The 15,556-nt window shown below is 68.7% G+C and carries 13 protein-coding genes; 10 read left to right on the forward strand and 3 right to left on the reverse strand.

Features of this window, described 5'->3' with window-relative positions; all coding sequences use genetic code 11:
- Positions 1-37: 37 nt before the first annotated feature.
- Genes L0976_RS24990 through L0976_RS25000 form a run of 3 tightly spaced genes read left to right on the forward strand, consistent with a single transcriptional unit; the run spans position 38 to position 3,310 of the window.
- Entirely contained in the window at positions 38-1,849 is a 1,812-nt protein-coding gene (locus L0976_RS24990; protein ID WP_234189673.1) for a pseudouridine synthase, read from the forward strand.
- Between the two features lie 6 nt (positions 1,850-1,855).
- Positions 1,856-2,416: a 16S rRNA (guanine(966)-N(2))-methyltransferase RsmD gene (gene rsmD, locus L0976_RS24995; protein ID WP_203318009.1), complete on the forward strand. Its 561-nt coding sequence runs from the start codon at positions 1,856-1,858 to the stop codon at positions 2,414-2,416.
- A gap of 27 nt (positions 2,417-2,443) precedes the next feature.
- Complete coding sequence (locus L0976_RS25000) at positions 2,444-3,310, forward strand: patatin-like phospholipase family protein (RefSeq protein WP_234189674.1); 867 nt, start codon at positions 2,444-2,446, stop codon at positions 3,308-3,310.
- Between the two features lie 29 nt (positions 3,311-3,339).
- Here the strand turns inward: L0976_RS25000 and L0976_RS25005 are convergent, their stop codons facing one another.
- Positions 3,340-5,136, reverse strand: a complete 1,797-nt coding sequence (locus tag L0976_RS25005) for a monovalent cation:proton antiporter-2 (CPA2) family protein (protein ID WP_203318012.1) — start codon at positions 5,134-5,136, stop codon at positions 3,340-3,342.
- A gap of 105 nt (positions 5,137-5,241) precedes the next feature.
- On the opposite strand from L0976_RS25005, the gene L0976_RS25010 reads away from it, so the two are divergent.
- The 6 genes from L0976_RS25010 to lpxK all read left to right on the forward strand — a co-directional run bounded on the left by L0976_RS25010 (position 5,242) and on the right by lpxK (position 11,234).
- On the forward strand, positions 5,242-6,588 hold the full coding sequence (locus tag L0976_RS25010; RefSeq protein ID WP_234189675.1) for a TldD/PmbA family protein: 1,347 nt from the start codon (positions 5,242-5,244) through the stop codon (positions 6,586-6,588).
- 4 nt (positions 6,589-6,592) lie between these two features.
- Positions 6,593-7,399 (forward strand): 3'(2'),5'-bisphosphate nucleotidase CysQ, encoded by an 807-nt coding sequence (locus tag L0976_RS25015; RefSeq protein ID WP_234189676.1) that lies wholly within the window; start codon positions 6,593-6,595, stop codon positions 7,397-7,399.
- Between the two features lie 59 nt (positions 7,400-7,458).
- A complete protein-coding gene (locus L0976_RS25020) occupies positions 7,459-7,695 on the forward strand; it encodes a DUF4170 domain-containing protein (protein ID WP_203318015.1) in 237 nt (78 codons plus the stop codon).
- Between the two features lie 156 nt (positions 7,696-7,851).
- Positions 7,852-9,168 carry a lipid IV(A) 3-deoxy-D-manno-octulosonic acid transferase gene (gene waaA, locus L0976_RS25025; protein ID WP_203318016.1) on the forward strand — a complete coding sequence of 439 codons (1,317 nt, stop codon included), beginning with the start codon at positions 7,852-7,854 and terminating at the stop codon, positions 9,166-9,168.
- A 13-nt stretch (positions 9,169-9,181) separates the two neighbouring features.
- Entirely contained in the window at positions 9,182-9,916 is a 735-nt protein-coding gene (locus L0976_RS25030; protein WP_234189677.1) for an HAD family hydrolase, read from the forward strand.
- Between the two features lie 271 nt (positions 9,917-10,187).
- Positions 10,188-11,234, forward strand: coding sequence for a tetraacyldisaccharide 4'-kinase (gene lpxK, locus L0976_RS25035; protein WP_234189678.1), 1,047 nt, complete (start codon positions 10,188-10,190; stop codon positions 11,232-11,234).
- An 18-nt stretch (positions 11,235-11,252) separates the two neighbouring features.
- Here lpxK and L0976_RS25040 read toward each other — a convergent pair whose 3' ends face one another.
- Positions 11,253-11,489 carry a DUF2093 domain-containing protein gene (locus L0976_RS25040; protein ID WP_203318019.1) on the reverse strand — a complete coding sequence of 79 codons (237 nt, stop codon included), beginning with the start codon at positions 11,487-11,489 and terminating at the stop codon, positions 11,253-11,255.
- A 109-nt stretch (positions 11,490-11,598) separates the two neighbouring features.
- Positions 11,599-13,398 carry a DNA mismatch repair endonuclease MutL gene (gene mutL / locus L0976_RS25045; RefSeq protein ID WP_234189679.1) on the reverse strand — a complete coding sequence of 600 codons (1,800 nt, stop codon included), beginning with the start codon at positions 13,396-13,398 and terminating at the stop codon, positions 11,599-11,601.
- A gap of 265 nt (positions 13,399-13,663) precedes the next feature.
- Between mutL and L0976_RS25050 the strand changes: the two genes are divergently transcribed.
- On the forward strand, positions 13,664-15,403 hold the full coding sequence (locus tag L0976_RS25050) for a response regulator (protein WP_234189680.1): 1,740 nt from the start codon (positions 13,664-13,666) through the stop codon (positions 15,401-15,403).
- The last annotated feature ends 153 nt before the right edge of the window (positions 15,404-15,556 follow it).

Below are 15,556 nucleotides of genomic sequence, written 5' to 3' on the forward strand. Positions count from 1 at the left end.
TGACCTGATAGGACACGGCAAAACGCAGGCAGCACAAATGACATCCAAAGACAAGCCAAAACGGCCGGGCGGCAAGCCCCCGGGCCGCGATACCAAGCCGCGTGGCGCCGCATCGGCGGCCACGGGCAAGAAATCCTTTGCCGCCGGCAAGCCCGCAGGCAAGAAGCCGGCCGGCAAGCCGCCCGCCGGAAAATCCGCGCCGCGCGATGCCGGGCCCGCCCGTGCCGAAAGGCCCGCTCCGGGCGTTGCGGCAGGTGCGGAGCTCGCCCCCGAGCGCATCTCCAAGCTGCTCGCCCGCGCGGGCGTCGCCTCGCGCCGCGACATCGAGCGCATGATCATGGAAGGCCGCGTCAGCGTGAACGGCACGGTGCTGGACACGCCCGTCGTCAACGCCACCTTCGCCGACCGCATCGAGGTCGACGGCATGCCGATCCGCGGCATCGAGCGCACGCGCCTCTGGCTCTACCACAAGCCGGCCGGCCTCGTGACGACCAATGCCGACCCCGAGGGACGCCCGACGGTCTTCGAGAACCTTCCCGAGGACCTGCCGCGCGTCATGTCCATCGGCCGCCTCGACATCAACACCGAAGGCCTGCTGCTGCTCACCAACGACGGCGGCCTCGCGCGCATGCTGGAGCTGCCGACCACCGGCTGGCTGCGCCGCTACCGCGTGCGCGCCCACGGCAAGATCGAGCAGGCCGATCTCGACAAGCTGAAGGAAGGCATTGCCGTCGAAGGCGTGCTCTACGGCGCCATCGATGCGACGCTCGACAAGGTGCAGGGCTCCAACGTCTGGCTGACGCTCGGCCTGCGCGAGGGCAAGAACCGCGAGGTCAAGAACGTGCTCGGCGCGCTCGGCCTCGACGTGAACCGCCTGATCCGCATTTCCTACGGACCCTTCCAGCTCGGCGAGCTGCCGGAAGGCCACGCGCAGGAAATCCGCGGCCGCACGTTGCGCGACCAGCTCGGTCCGCGCCTCATCGAGGAAGCCAAGGCCAATTTCGACGCGCCGCTCTTCGACCATGCACCCGACGATGCTGAGGAAAAGCCCGTAAAGAAGAGCGCCGGCGAAGCGCCCGCCTGGGCCGAAAGACCCGCCGAGCGCCGCGAGAAGCCCGGCGACCGGCGCGAGAAGGCCCGCGCCCGCCTCGACACCAGGCGTGACGACCGCTTCGGCGACAAACCGCGCGGCGGCGCTCGCGACCGCGACGATAGCCGCTTCGACAGCAAGCCGAAGCGCGAGCCGGCCACCCGCGCCCGCAGGTCCAACGTCTGGATGGCGCCGGGCGCCCGTCCGGTTGCCGAGAAGAAGGCGGATGATGCCGAGGGCGTGAAGCGGGAGCCGCGCGAACGCCCCGAAGGCGCGCCGAAGACCAAGCGCTACGGCCGCACGGCCGAGGGCGCCCCGACCCGCTCGTCGAAGAAGTTCGATCCCGACCGCAAGGGCCCCGCCCGCGGGCGTCCGGGCGACGACAGGGTCGAAAAGCCGCGCATCCTGAAGACGCGCGACGCGGACGGCGAGTGGATCCGCGCCTCCGAACCGGAAGCGCGCGACCGCGATGAAGGCGGCTTCGGCCGCAAGCGCAGCGGCGCCGGCGACGAGCGGGCCCCGCGCGGTTTCGGCGACCGCCCGCCGCGCGGCGACCGGCCCTTCGGCGAGCGCAAGCCGCGTGCGGAAGGCGAGCGTTCCTTCTCGGATCGTCCGCCGCGCCGCGACGGCGGCAAGCCCTTCGGCGGAAAACCCGGCGGCAAGTCCTTCGGCGGCAAGCCGGGCGGACGCCCGTCTGGTGGCAAGCCCGGTGGCGGCCGTCCCGCGGGCGGCAGCCGTCCGCGCGGCAAGGGGAAGTAACGCATCGTGCGGATCGTCGGCGGAGAGTTTCGCGGCCGTTCGCTCGCGACGCCGAAGTCGGACGACATTCGCCCGACGACGGACCGCACGCGCGAAAGCCTGTTCAACATCCTGTCCCATGCCTATCCCGAGGCGCTGGACGGCACCCGCGTGCTCGATCTCTTCGCGGGCACCGGCGCCGTCGGCCTCGAAGCCCTGTCGCGCGGCGCGCGCGCGGCGCTCTTCGTCGAGCAGGGCGTCGAGGGCAGGGGGCTCCTGCATTCGAATATCGAGGCGCTCGGCGTGATCGGGCGCGCAAAGATCTTCCGGCGCGACGCCACCGCCCTCGGCGGCATCGGCACGATGGAACCGTTCCATTTCCTCTTCGCCGACCCGCCCTATGCGAAGGGCCTCGGCGAGCGCGCGCTGGAGGCGGCGCACCGCGGCGGCTGGCTCGTCGACGGCGCCCTTGCGATCCTGGAGGAGCGCGCCGATATTCAGCCTGTCGCCGTCGATGGTTTCGAACTCCTGGAGGTTCGCACCTTCGGCGACACGCGCATGCATTTCTATCGCTACCGCGCCGGCTGATTTGAGCCGCCGCAGGAGACCCGAGCGATGACAGACGCCCTCGTTTCCCTGGATACCCCGCCGGCGGGCGGCCCGACCGTCGCCATCGCGCTCGGCGGCGGTGGCGCGCGCGGCCTCGCCCATATCCACGTCATCGAAGTCCTCGACGAGCTCGGCATCCGCCCGGTGCTGATAGCGGGCGCCTCCATCGGCGCCATCATGGGCGCGGCGATGGCGGCGGGCATGACGGGCCGCGAGATCCGCGAGCATACGCTCGCCACCATCGGTCGTCCGGGCCAGATCATGAACCGTCTCTGGAGCCTGCGTCCTGCGGGGTTGTCCCAGATGGTCGCGGGCGGCTTCCGCGTCGGGCAGTTCAACCTGGAACGCGTCCTGAAGGCCTTCCTGCCCGATCGCCTGCCGGAGGCCTTCGAGGAATTGTCCATTCCGCTGAAGGTCATCGCGTCGGACTATTATGCCCAGTGCGAATGCGTCTGCGAAAGCGGTCCGCTGCTACCGGCCATCGCCGCCTCCGCCGCGCTGCCGGCCGTCTTCCGCCCCGTGGTGCTGAATGGCCGGGTGATGATCGACGGCGGCCTGTGGAACCCCGTGCCCTTCGACCACCTCGCCGGCAGGGCGGATGTCACCATCGGCGTCGACGTCATCGGCCATCCGCCGGCCGGCACGGCGCAGGTGCCGAACAGCGTCGACAGCCTCTACGGCGCCACGCAGCTCACCATGCGCTCCATCGTCACGCTGAAGCTCGAAAGGAGCGCGCCGGATATCTTCCTGCGGCCGGATGTCGGCCGCTTCCGCGTGCTCGATTTCGCCAAGGCCGGCGAGGTGCTCGCCGCCTCCGCCGGCATGCGCGACGAGCTGAAGCGGGCGCTCGACGCGAAGCTCTCCGCCATCTAGGGCACTTCCGCTTTTTGGACCGAAGTGTCCTACGCGGCGCTCTCCTCCTCGTCGATCTCGGCCTGGGTCTTCTTCTTCGGCCTGACCAGCGGTTCCGGCTTCACCGGCTTGGAATGCAGCATGTGCCGTCCCGCCGTGATGCCCTCGACGGCCTGCAGTTCCAGCCGCGCCAGGTCGCGGCGGCGGATGTCGTCGCTGATCGCCAGCGCGTCGTCCGGCTCGACGCCGAGTTCCTCCAGCGTCTCGCGGCCGAAGACGAGGGCCGATTCGAAGGTCTCGCGCACGTCGTGCTGCACGCCCTTGGACCGGAGCTCCAGGGTGTGGATGCGGTCGTAGGAGCGCACGAAGAGCGTGGCGTTCGGATATTCCGACTGCACGAGATCGACGATGCGGTCCGTCGTGCCCTTGCCCTGCGTGCAGATGGCGACAATCTTGGCGCGCTCGATGCCGGCGGCGCGCAGCACGTCCTTGCGCGTTCCGTCGCCGAAATAGATGCGGAAGCCGAAGCTGGCCGCCTGCCGCACGCGATCCGTCGAATGGTCGATGACCGTCACCTCGCGCCCGCCGGCAAGCAGGATCTGCGCGGTGATCTGGCCGAAGCGCGAAAAGCCGATCATCAGCACGTCCGCGCCCGCATCGCCGAAATCCTCCTCGATCTCCTCTTCCAGATCCTCCACCAGCAGGAAGCGCGAGAGCGCCGCGGCGATCGGCGTCAGCGCCATGGAGATCGTGACGATGGCGATCAGCAGCGAGGCGAGCCCGCCCGAGAAGATGCCGGCGGCCGAGGCCGCGGTGAACAGCACGAAGCCGAATTCGCCGCCCTGCGGCAGTACGAGCGCGATGCGCACCGCATCGTTGTGCGGCGAGCCGGTGAAGCGGCAGAGCCCGTAGATGACGAGGCTCTTGACCAGCATGACGGCGGGCGTCGCGATCAGGATCGTTAGCCAGCTCGAGAAGACGACGTCGAGATGCAGCGACAGGCCCACGGCCATGAAGAACAGGCCGAGCAGGATGCCGCGGAACGGCTCGACATCCGCCTGCAATTCATGCCGGTAGGAGGAGTCGGCAAGCAGCACGCCGGCGAGGAACGCGCCCATGGCCATGGAGAGGCCGGCCATCTGCAGCAGCATGGCGGCGGCCAGCACGACGAAGAGCGCCGCCGCGATCATCGCCTCGCGCGCGCCCGTGCGGGCGATGACCTGGAACAGAGGGTTCAGCAGGTAGCGGCCGGCGGCCAGCAGCGCGGCGATGGCGGCGACCGCGATGGTGAAGTCCTCGAAGGCGCTGGTCGTGTCCTCCGGCTTCTGCTCGGCCAGCAGCGGGATGAGCGCCAAAAGCGGCACGATGGCAAGGTCCTGCAGGAGCAGCATGGAAAAGGCGCGCTGGCCGTAGCGGGTGTTGACGTCGCCCTCGTCCTCGAGGATCTGCATGGCGAAGGCGGTGGAGGAGAGCGCAAGGCCGAAGCCGATGATCAGCGCGCCGTCCCATTCCTCCAGCCGGAACGCGAAGACCAGTCCCGCAAGCACGAGGCCCGTCACGCCGACCTGCGCCAGGCCGAGGCCGAAGATGTCGCGCCGCATGGCCCAAAGGCGCGACGGCTTCAGCTCCAGCCCGATCAGGAAGAGCAGGAAGACCACGCCGAGCTCGGCGACGCCCAGCAGTTCCTCCCCGTCGCGGATCTGGTGCAGGATCGGCCCGATGACCACGCCGGCGGCGAGATAGCCGAGAATGGTGCCGAGCCCGAGCCGCTTGAAGATGGGCGCGGCAAGCAGCGCGCCGCCGAGCATCATGAGGACCTCGTTGTACGAGCTGTGGGTATAGGCCATGCGGATGCTTTCTTGTCGAGAACCGGTCGCGGGGCAAAAAAGGGGCGTGGCCCTTGATGCCTGTACCGGCGCACAATAAATGGGGCAGCAAAGAAAGGCCAAGTCATGTCACAGACCATCGATTCCGCAAGCCTTCTCGCGCGCGCCGGCGAACTCATCGACCGCGCCATAAAGGCGGGAGCGGATGCGGCCGATGCCGTCGTCGTCCGCGGCCGTTCCTCCTCCGTCAGCGTGCGCCTCGGCAAGGTCGAGGGCACGGATGCCTCCGAGAGCGACGATTTCTCGCTGCGCGTCTTCGTCGGCAGGCGCGTCGCCTCCGTCTCGGCCAATCCCGGCTTCGACCTGACGGTGCTCGCCGAGCGCGCCGTCGCCATGGCCAAGGCCTCGCCAGAAGACCCCTATGCCACGCTCGCCGCCGAGGCGGACCTTGCGAAGGACTGGCCGGACCTCGAACTCTACGACCCGACAGAAGTCTCCGCCGACCAGCTCACGCAGGCCGCGCTTGCGGCGGAAGCCGCCGCGCTCGCCGTTCCCGGCATCACCAATTCCGGCGGCGCCGGCGCATCGGCCGGCATGGGCGGGCTCGTGCTTGCCACCTCGCACGGCTTTTCCGGCGCCTACAGCGCCAGCCGCTTCGGCCGCTCCGTCAGCGTGATCGCGGGCGAGGGCACGAAGATGGAGCGCGACTACGATTTCGATTCGAGCCTTTATTTCGCCGAGCTGAGGGATGCGGAGGAGATCGGCCGCGAGGCTGCCGCCCGCGCCGTCCGCCGTCTCAATCCGCGCCAGGTGCCGACGGCGAAGAACGTCACCGTCGTCTACGATCCGCGCGTGGCGCGCGGCATTGCCGGGCACATCGCCGGCGCCATCAACGGTGCCTCCGTCGCCCGCAAGACCAGCTTCCTGCGCGAGCGCATGGGCAAGCAGGTGCTGAAGGCGGGGCTTTCCGTCACCGACGATCCGCTCATCGTGCGCGGCCCGTCGTCGCGCCCGTTCGACGGCGAGGGCGTCACCGGCCGACGCCTCGCCATGATCGAGGACGGCATCCTGCATCATTGGTTCCTCTCCACCTCGACGGCCAACGAGCTCGGCCTCAGGACCAACGGCCGCGGCGTGCGGGGCGGCACTTCGGTCAACCCGGCCTCGACCAACCTCGCGCTGGAGCCCGGTGACGTCTCGCCCGAGGACCTGATCCGCTCCGTCGGCAACGGCCTCTATGTCACCGAGCTGATCGGCCAGGGCGTCAACATGGTGACCGGCGAATACAGCCGCGGCGCCTCCGGCTACTGGATCGAGAACGGCGAGCTGACCTTCCCGGTCTCGGAAGTGACGATCGCCTCCAACCTCACCGACATGTTCCTGCGCATCACGCCGGCGAACGACATCGACCGCAGCTTCGGCGTCGCCGCCCCGACGCTTGCCATCGAAGGCATGACGCTTGCCGGAAAGTAGGACCATGCAAAGCCCCGCCGACGCCTGGACCGCCGATCTCGATCTTCTCGTCGGTGCCGCGCGGCTGGCAGGCGCAAAGGCGCTCGACTTCTTCCGCAAGGCGCCGGACGTGTGGTGGAAGAACGAGGGCCGCTCGCCGGTGAGCGCGGCGGACTTCGCGGCCAACGACATCCTCAAGAAGGAACTTCTCTCCGCCCGGCCGAACTACGGCTGGCTTTCGGAGGAGACGGACGACGATGCCGGCCGGCTCGATTGCGAGACCGTCTTCGTCATCGACCCCATCGACGGCACGCGCGCCTTCATCGCCGGCAAGGACATCTGGTGCGTCAGCGCCGCCGTCGTGCATCACGGCCGGCCCGTCGCGGGCGTTCTCTTCGCCCCATTGCTCGAAGAACTCTACACCGCCTCCGCGCAGGGACCGGCGCTGAAGAACGGCACGCCCATCGCGGCGACCGACCCGGATGCCGCGCGCCCGACCCGCCTGGCCGCCCCCGAGGACATGGCGCACGGCATCGACCGGCGCATGATCGGCGGGGTCCACCGCATCGCCCATGTGCCCTCGCTCGCCTATCGTCTCGCGATGGTGGCGGACGGGCGCATCGATGCGACCCTGGTGAAACGCAACTCGCACGACTGGGACCTGGCGGCGGCCGATCTCATTCTCGCCCGCGCCGGCGGCGCGCTTGTCGGGCTTGACGGCGGGCCGCTGTCCTACAACCGGCCGACCGTCAGCCACGAGACGCTCTGCGCGGCGGGTTCGGCCCGGCTTTCCGGGCTTGTCGAGGCCGCGCGGCACCTTTCCGGCCATTGACCTTTCCAGCGGAATACCGCAAACCGTCAGCCGAAATCGGCCTAGGAAAAGAGACAGACATGACCGACTCCACCGAACCGAAACAGCTTCTCCATCTCGTCTTCGGCGGTGAGCTGAAGACCCTCGCCGACCTCCAGTTCCGGGACCTGAACAACCTCGACATCGTCGGGATCTTCCCCGACTATGCGAGCGCGCTCACCGCCTGGAAGTCGAAGGCCCAGCAGACCGTGGACAATGCGCACATGCGTTATTTCATCGTGCACATGCACCGTCTCCTGGACCCGCAGCAGGGCTGAGCCGCATTTCCCGTTCCCGCGCGGCCTCGCGCGCCGGGCAGAAAGACTGGACCCCATGATCCTCGACAGCCGGAAAGCCGCCGGAAGAGCTCCAGCCAGGACGGGCAGCGGTCCTGCATCCGCGAACGCGGCAGGACAGATGAAGGTGCGCTGCCCATGAGCAGACGGGTTGCCCGCGCCGCGCTGTCGCTCTACCGCTGGGGCGGCGTCGCGCTCTATCCGGTCGTCGGGCCCTATCTTGCGCTGCGTGCGGCCAAGGGCAAGGAGGAGCGCTCGCGCCGGCGCGAGCGCTACGGCATCGCCAGCGTCGCGCGTCCCGCTGGTCCCCTCGTCTGGTTCCATGCCGCCAGCGTCGGCGAGACCAATGCCATCGTGCCGCTGATCAAGGAAGTGCGCCGCCGCGGCATCGCCGTGCTGCTCACGACGGGCACCGTCACCTCCGCCAGGGTCGTGCACGACCGGCTCGGCGACGATGTCATCCATCAATACGTTCCGCTCGACCTCAAGCCGGCCGTCAGCCGCTTCCTCGAATACTGGCATCCCGACCTTGCGATCATGGCGGAGTCGGAGATCTGGCCGATGACCATCCTGGAGCTCGGCGCGCGCCACATTCCGCAGGTGCTGGTGAACGGCCGCATCTCGGACCGCTCCTTTCCGCGCTGGCAGCGCCGGCATGCCATCGCCGATGCGCTGTTCGAGAATTTCGCGCTCGTCATCGCCCAGTCGGAGACGGACGGCGAGCGTTTCCGCACGCTCGGCGCCCTGCCGGTCCTGGTCTCCGGCAACCTCAAGGTCGATACGGATGCGCCGCCGGCCGATCCGGCCGTCCTGAAATCCTACAGCGACCAGATCGCGGGCCGCCGCACCTGGGCGGCGATCTCGACCTTCGAGGGCGAGGAGGCAGCCGCCGGCAACGTGCACCGCGTGCTGAAGGATCGCACGCCGGGCCTTCTGACCATCATCGTGCCGCGCCATCCCGAGCGGGGCGAGGCCGTCGCCGACATGCTGTCCGCGCGCGGCCTCAAGGTCGTCCGCCGCACCTCGGGCGAGCCGCTCACCCCCGATACGGACATCTTCCTCGGCGACACGATCGGCGAGATGGGGCTTTACCTGCGCATGACCGAGATCGCCTTCGTCGGCCGCTCGCTCTTCGCCGAGGGCGGGCAGAACCCGCTGGAGCCGGCCATGCTCGGCTGTGCGGTTCTGTCCGGCGGCAACGTGCAGAATTTCCGCGAGGCCTACCAGCAGCTCGCGCGCAACGGCAGCGCCAAGATGGTGCGCGACGTCGAGATGCTGGCCAAGGGCGTGCATTACCTGCTCGGCAACGACGAGACGCGCCGGCGGATGATCGAGGCGGGGCAGGAGACCGTGCAGGAGATGCGCGGCGCGCTGAAGGCCACGGTCAAGGGGCTGGAGCCCTATATCAACCCGCTCACCGTGAAGGCGCGGCTCCACCCGCGCCAGACCTCGTAGAAAAGGACAAGGCATGAGCAAGGCGGCGACGATCTCCGGCATCCTCTTCGATAAGGACGGCACGCTGCTCGACTATGCCCGCAGTTGGGTGCCGGTGAACTACGAGCTGGCCCGCATCGCCGCCGGGGATGACGCGGCGCTTGCCCGCAGGCTGCTTCTCGCCGGGGGCATGGACCCGGATACCGGCCATGTCCTGCCGGACAGCCTGCTTGCCGCCGGCAACACGGTGGAGATCGCCGAGGGTTTCGTCGCCGCCGGCGCGCCTTTCACGGTGGACGCGCTGACGACCCATTTCGACGGCCTCTTCGCCAGCTCCGCCGATCGCACCGTCGCCGTCACCGACCTTGCCGCCTTCTTCGCCGCCATGCATGCGCGCGGCTACTGGCTGGGCGTCGCCTCCAGCGACAACGAGGCCTCCATCCGCGCGACCGCGCGGCGCTTCGGCTTCGATGGCTACCTGCACTATGTCGCCGGCTACGACAGCGGCTTCGGCACGAAGCCCGAGCCCGGCATGGTGCTCGGCTTCTGCGCGGCGACCGGCCTTCAGCCGCACGAGATCGCCGTCGTCGGCGACAACAACCACGACCTGCACATGGGCCGCAGTGCCGGCGCCGGCCTCACCGTCGCGGTGCTGACCGGAACCGGCTCGCGGCTGTCGCTGTCCGAGGCGTCCGACTATTGCCTCAACGACATCACCGAACTCCTGCCGCTGCTTCCCGCGGCGGCCACCGCCCGTCCGGCGGCGTGAGCAGGTCGCCTCGCCTCTCGCCCGCCTGCCGGCATCTTCTTCCCGCAAGCGGGGAGGGACAAGCGGCAGGGGCTTCCGTCATGCTTCTTTCGCTGGCCAAGCCGGCGCCTCTTTCCCCTTCTCCCCGCCTGCGGGGAGAAGGTCGCGGCCGCGGGACGCGTGGGCAGCCCTCCGTCCCGCGCCATCCGGCGCTATTTCTTGCAGTTGATTTTCCTCAGGTTTTCACGTTTCCTTGCGCAACGACCGGGCAGGGACGCCCGCGGGGGACGACATGGTAACTGAAGCGCCGCCTTTCTGGTGGACGAAGCCGGACTGGCGCGCCTATGCGCTCTGGCCCGTCTCGCGCCTTTACGGCCTGATCGCCGGGCGACGCATGCGCAAGGGCCGGCGCGTCGAGGTGCCGGTGCCCGTCATCTGCGTCGGCAACTTCACGGTCGGCGGCGCCGGCAAGACGCCGACCGCAATCGCGCTCGCCCGCGCCGCCAAGGCGCGGGGCCTGAAGCCCGGCTTCCTCTCGCGCGGCTATGGCGGCTCGCTCGATGTGACGACCGTCGTCGATCCCGACCATCACCGCGCCCGCGCCGTCGGCGACGAACCTTTGCTGCTCGCCCGCGAGGCGCTGACCGTCATCTCGCGCAAGCGCGTGAAGGGCGCGCGCAAGCTGGTGGAGGAGGGCGCGGACCTCATCATCATGGACGACGGTTTCCAGAGCGCGCGCCTCACCTTCGACTATGCGCTGCTCGTCATCGACACGCGCCGCGGCATCGGCAACGGCCATCTCGTGCCCGGCGGGCCGGTGCGCGCGCCCATCGCCGAGCAGATGCGGCAGGCGAGCGCGCTTCTGGCGATCGGCGATGGCGATGCGGCCGACCGGCTGATCCGCCAGGCCGCGCGCGCCGGCAAGGCGATCCATCCGGCCACCCTCGTCACCGTGGGCGCCGAGGATCTCAGGGAGAAGGTCGTCATGGCCTGGTCGGGCATCGCCGACAACGAGAAGTTCTTCCGCACGGTGAACGAGACGGGCGCGCATCTCTATGTCACGCGCAGCTTCCCCGACCACCACCATCTCAGCGACGACGAGGTGGCGGAGATCCTCGACCATGCCGAGGGCCTCGGCTACCAGCTCGTGACGACCGCCAAGGACAGCGTAAGGCTCGGCGGCGGCCATGGCCGTTCGGAGGAACTGAAGGAAAAGAGCCGCGTGATCGAGGTGGAAATCCGCTTCGACGACCCCAAGGGACCGGATGCGATCATCGATGCGGCGATCATCAATGCGCGGCGGCGCAAGCTGCAGCGGCTCGCCGTGGGGAAAGCCTGAGTAACCGGAAAGGCGCGCTCAGCGTTTCTGGTTCGGCAGGGTGCCTGCGCGCTTTTCCGCATCGAGCGAGGCGGCGCAGCTCACATAGGCTTCCTGCCGCGCGACGCTCCAGTAGCGCAGCTCGTCCACCGGCACCGTCTCGCCGGTCATCGCGCAGATGACGTGCGAGCCCGGCATCAGGATCTGGAAATCGCCGTCGAGATAGCGGATCTTCGCTTCACGGCTGCCGCCGCGGCCTTCAAAACGGTTCATCATCGATTTCGGTATCCGTCTATGTTGGAGCAATTCCACGGCGGCTGCGCGTGAGGAACGCGCCTCATGCCATATCGCGGCAAGGCTGAAATTTCCAGCCTTTTCGCCATTCTCAGCTTCGGCCGAACAGCCGCTCGATGTCGGACAGCTTGATTTCGATATAGGTCGGCCGCCCGTGGTTGCACTGGCCGGAGCCGGGCGTCGCCTCCATCTGGCGGAGCAGCGCGTTCATCTCCTCCGGCCGCATGCGCCGGCCGGAGCGCACCGAGCCGTGGCAGGCCATGGTCGCGGCGAGGTATTCGAGCTTGGCCTTGAGGCCGCTCGCCGTGTCCCATTCCGCAAGCTCGTCGGCAAGCTGGCGGATGAGGCCGGCCGCGTCCATCTCGCCCAGCATCGCCGGCGTCTCACGCACGGCGATGGCGCCGGGGCCGAAGCGCTCGATGCCGAGGCCGAGCTTGGCGAACTCCTCGGCGTGGCAGACCAGCCGGTCGCAATCGTCCTCCGGCAGGTCGACGATCTCGGGAATGAGGAGGGCCTGCGCCGGCACGGCGCGCGCATGCAGCGCCTCGCGCATCGCCTCGAAGACGAGCCGTTCATGCGCGGCGTGCTGGTCGACGATGACGAGGCCGTCCTCGGTCTGCGCAACGATATAGTTCTCGTGGAGCTGCGCCCGCGCCGCGCCGAGCGGATGGCGCTGCGGCGACATTTCCTCGCCGATGGCGTCTGACGGCGCGAAGGCCGGCTCGCTGCGCGCCGAGGGCGCGGCGAATTCCGCAAAGCCCGCCTGCTGTGCGCGCAAGGGCGCAGCCATCGCGGCCTCGAACGGCCGGTAGGGCGAGGCGGACGGGGTCCAGGGCGTGGCGGGGCGCGGCGCTTCGGGCCGGAACGCGCGCATCAGGCCGCTCGCGCCTGTCGTCGACGCCCGGTCGCCCTCGCGGGCGAGCGCCTCGCGGATCGCGCCGATGATGAGGCCGCGCACGAGGCCGGGATCGCGGAAGCGCACGTCCGATTTCGCCGGATGCACGTTGACGTCGACCAGCGCCGGGTCGATGTCGATGGCAAGCACGGCGACCGGGTAGCGCCCGTGCGGGATCGTCTCGGCATAGGCCGCGCGCAGCGCCGACCAGATCAGCTTGTCCTGCACCGGCCTGCCGTTGACGAAGGCGAACTGGTTGAGGCTGTTGCCGCGGTTGAAGGTCGGCACGCCGGCAAAGCCGGTGAGCCGCACGTCCTCGCGCGCCGCATCGATCTCTATCGCATTGTCGCGGAAATCGCGGCCGAGCACCTGCGCGATGCGGGCGAGCCGGTCCGTGCCGGTCGCGGGAAATTCCAGCGTCGTGCGGTCGGAGCCCGACAGCACGAAGCGCACATGCGGGAAGGCGATCGCCATGCGCCGCACGACGTCGGAGATGGCGGAAGCCTCGGCCTTCTCGCTCTTGAGGAATTTCAGGCGCGCGGGCGTGGCGAAGAACAGGTCGCGCACCTCCACCACGGTGCCGCGGTTGGCGGCGGCCGGGCGCACCGGCACGACCTTGCCGCCGGTCACGCTGATCTCCGCCCCTTCGCGCGCCTCGGCCGTGCGGCTGAGCAGCGAGAGCTTCGCCACCGAGCCGATGGAGGGCAGCGCCTCGCCGCGGAAGCCGAGCGTGCGGATGTCGATAAGGTCGGTTTCGAGCTTGGAGGTGCAATGCCGGCGGATCGCCATCTCCAGATCGGCGGGCGCCATGCCGCAGCCGTTGTCGGTGACGCGCAGCAGCGTCTTGCCGCCGCCGGCCGTGGCGATCTCGATGCGGGTGGCGCCGGCGTCCAGCGCGTTCTCGATCAGCTCCTTGGCGGCGCTGGCCGGGCGCTCGATCACTTCGCCGGCCGCGATCTGGTTGATGAGGGTCTCGGAAAGCTGCCTGATGGTCATGGCGCCATTTTCGCGGATTCGCCCGCCGCCCGCCAGCGGCATCTTGGCTTTTCCCGGCCCATGCGCGCCGGGTGCCGTTAAGAGTTTAATCAGGCTTTAATACAATGCTGCCAACGTGCCCTGGCGCTTGTATGAGAACAAGCCGGCCGGGGCCTCCCGGCGGACGATTTCAGCGACGCTGGCCGCTGACTTTCCCGATGTCCCAAGGCGCGCGAGCGCCGATCAGCATGTTTCCGGGAATGCCAGACAGGCGAGGACTGCCATAATGAATGATGTAGCGCCGTCAGACGCGCACATCCGGCTCGGAATGTTCGAGGCCGCGTGCGATATCCTCGCCGCCGCCGTGATCGTCTATGACAAGAACGATTGCCTCGTCTTCGCCAGCCGCCAGGTCCTGCGCTACTTCCCGATCCCTCCCGATACGCTGACACCGGGCACGCGCCTGCGCGACGTGCTCGGCGCGATCTTCGACAGCGGCGTGCGCTACGGCATCGCGCCCGACCAGCGCCACAAGGCCATCAACCGCGAGGAGTGGATCTCCACCCGCATTTCCGCCCATTGGCGCGAGCAGCACGAGACCGTCGAGCGGCTCGGCCGCGACCGCTGGATCCATTTCCGCAAGCGCCGCCTGCCGAACGGCTACAATGTCACGACCCTCGTCGACGTTTCCGAGCAGAAGAAGCAGGAAGAGCAGTGGCGCCTCGACCTGGAGCGCATCGCGCTCACCGAGGAGATCCTTGAGACCCTGCCGTCGCCGATGGTCATCAAGGACCGCAACCTCACCTATATCGCCGTCAACAAGGCATTCTGCGCGATCTACGACACCAGTGCCGAAAGCGTTCTCGGCCGCACGATCTGGGCGCTGGCCGATGCGGAGAGCGCCGGGCGCATCGAGGCGAGCGACCGCGCGGTGCTGGAAACGGGCGAACCCTTCACGCTCGCCGAGCACATCATCCGCGCCGACGGCTCCGATCTCTATGTCGTCACCCGCAAGTATCGCATCGGCGCACCGGGCCACCATGCCGTCGTGACGGTCATGGAGGACCTGTCGGCCTTCGTTACCGGCGAAAGGGCCGTGGCGGACGGGGACGACGCGCTCCTGCGCGTGCCGGGCGGCTTCGTGGAGGCGCAGAACTGCTTCGATCCCGTGCGCGATGCGGAGCGCCGGCTGCTGCTCACCCAGCTCAACCCCGAGGACCTCGGCGCGATGGCCGGCAGGCGCGTCCTCGTCGTCACGCCCAATCCGCGCATCGAGGACATCCTCGTCGGCGAGTTCAAGGCGCGCGGCGCCGATTGCTGCGCGGTGACCGGCCTGCGCGAATACGAGGCCTTCCTTGACCTTGCGATCCGGCACGCGCTTTCGGTCGATCTGGTGGTCGTCGACGACAACGTGCCGGACCACGGCGAGATCGTCGCCAACGGCCATGGCATCGCCACGCGGCTGATTGTGCCCGACGGCATCGGCTCGGATTTCATGCGCGTCCTCGTGGAGGAGCACGAACTGCTGTCGGAAAACGAATCGCCCCTCGGCGACATCGTCACGCCCGTCTCGCTGTCGGACGACTGGTACATCGCCACCGACATCGCGACCATGCTGCCCGCCGCCATCGGCGACGTGGAGGTGCTGGTCGCCGAGGACAACCAGATCAACCAGTTCGTCTTCTCGCAGATCCTCGAGGGCATGGGCATCTCGCACCGCATCGCCGAGAACGGCGAGGAGGCGGTCATGCTCTGGCGCAAGCACCAGCCGCGCCTCGTGCTGATGGACATTTCCATGCCCGTGATGAACGGCATCGACGCGGCCATGGAGATCCGCGAGGCGGAGAAGCTGACCGGCACCCACACGCCCATCGTCGCCGTCACCGCCCAGGCGCTCAATGTCGACATGCAGAACTGCATGGATGCCGGCATGGACGACTACATCACCAAGCCGGTGAGCCCTGATATGATCGAGGCCATCTACCGGCGCTACGCCGCGACGAGGCCGGAAAAATCCGTCGCCTGACCCCGGCAGATCCCTGGGTTGAAAACAGGCGGTCAACCCCCCAGAAATCGGGAGGCCGGTGGGAAGGTCTGACGATCGCTTGCTATGCATTTGTTAACGGTCATGCCGCATCGTATGGCGGTCTTCGGAGGTCAGGTGCAAGTGCGGGAAATC

The sequence above is a fragment of the Shinella sp. NM-101 genome, assembly GCF_021401195.1.
Lineage (GTDB): Bacteria > Pseudomonadota > Alphaproteobacteria > Rhizobiales > Rhizobiaceae > Shinella.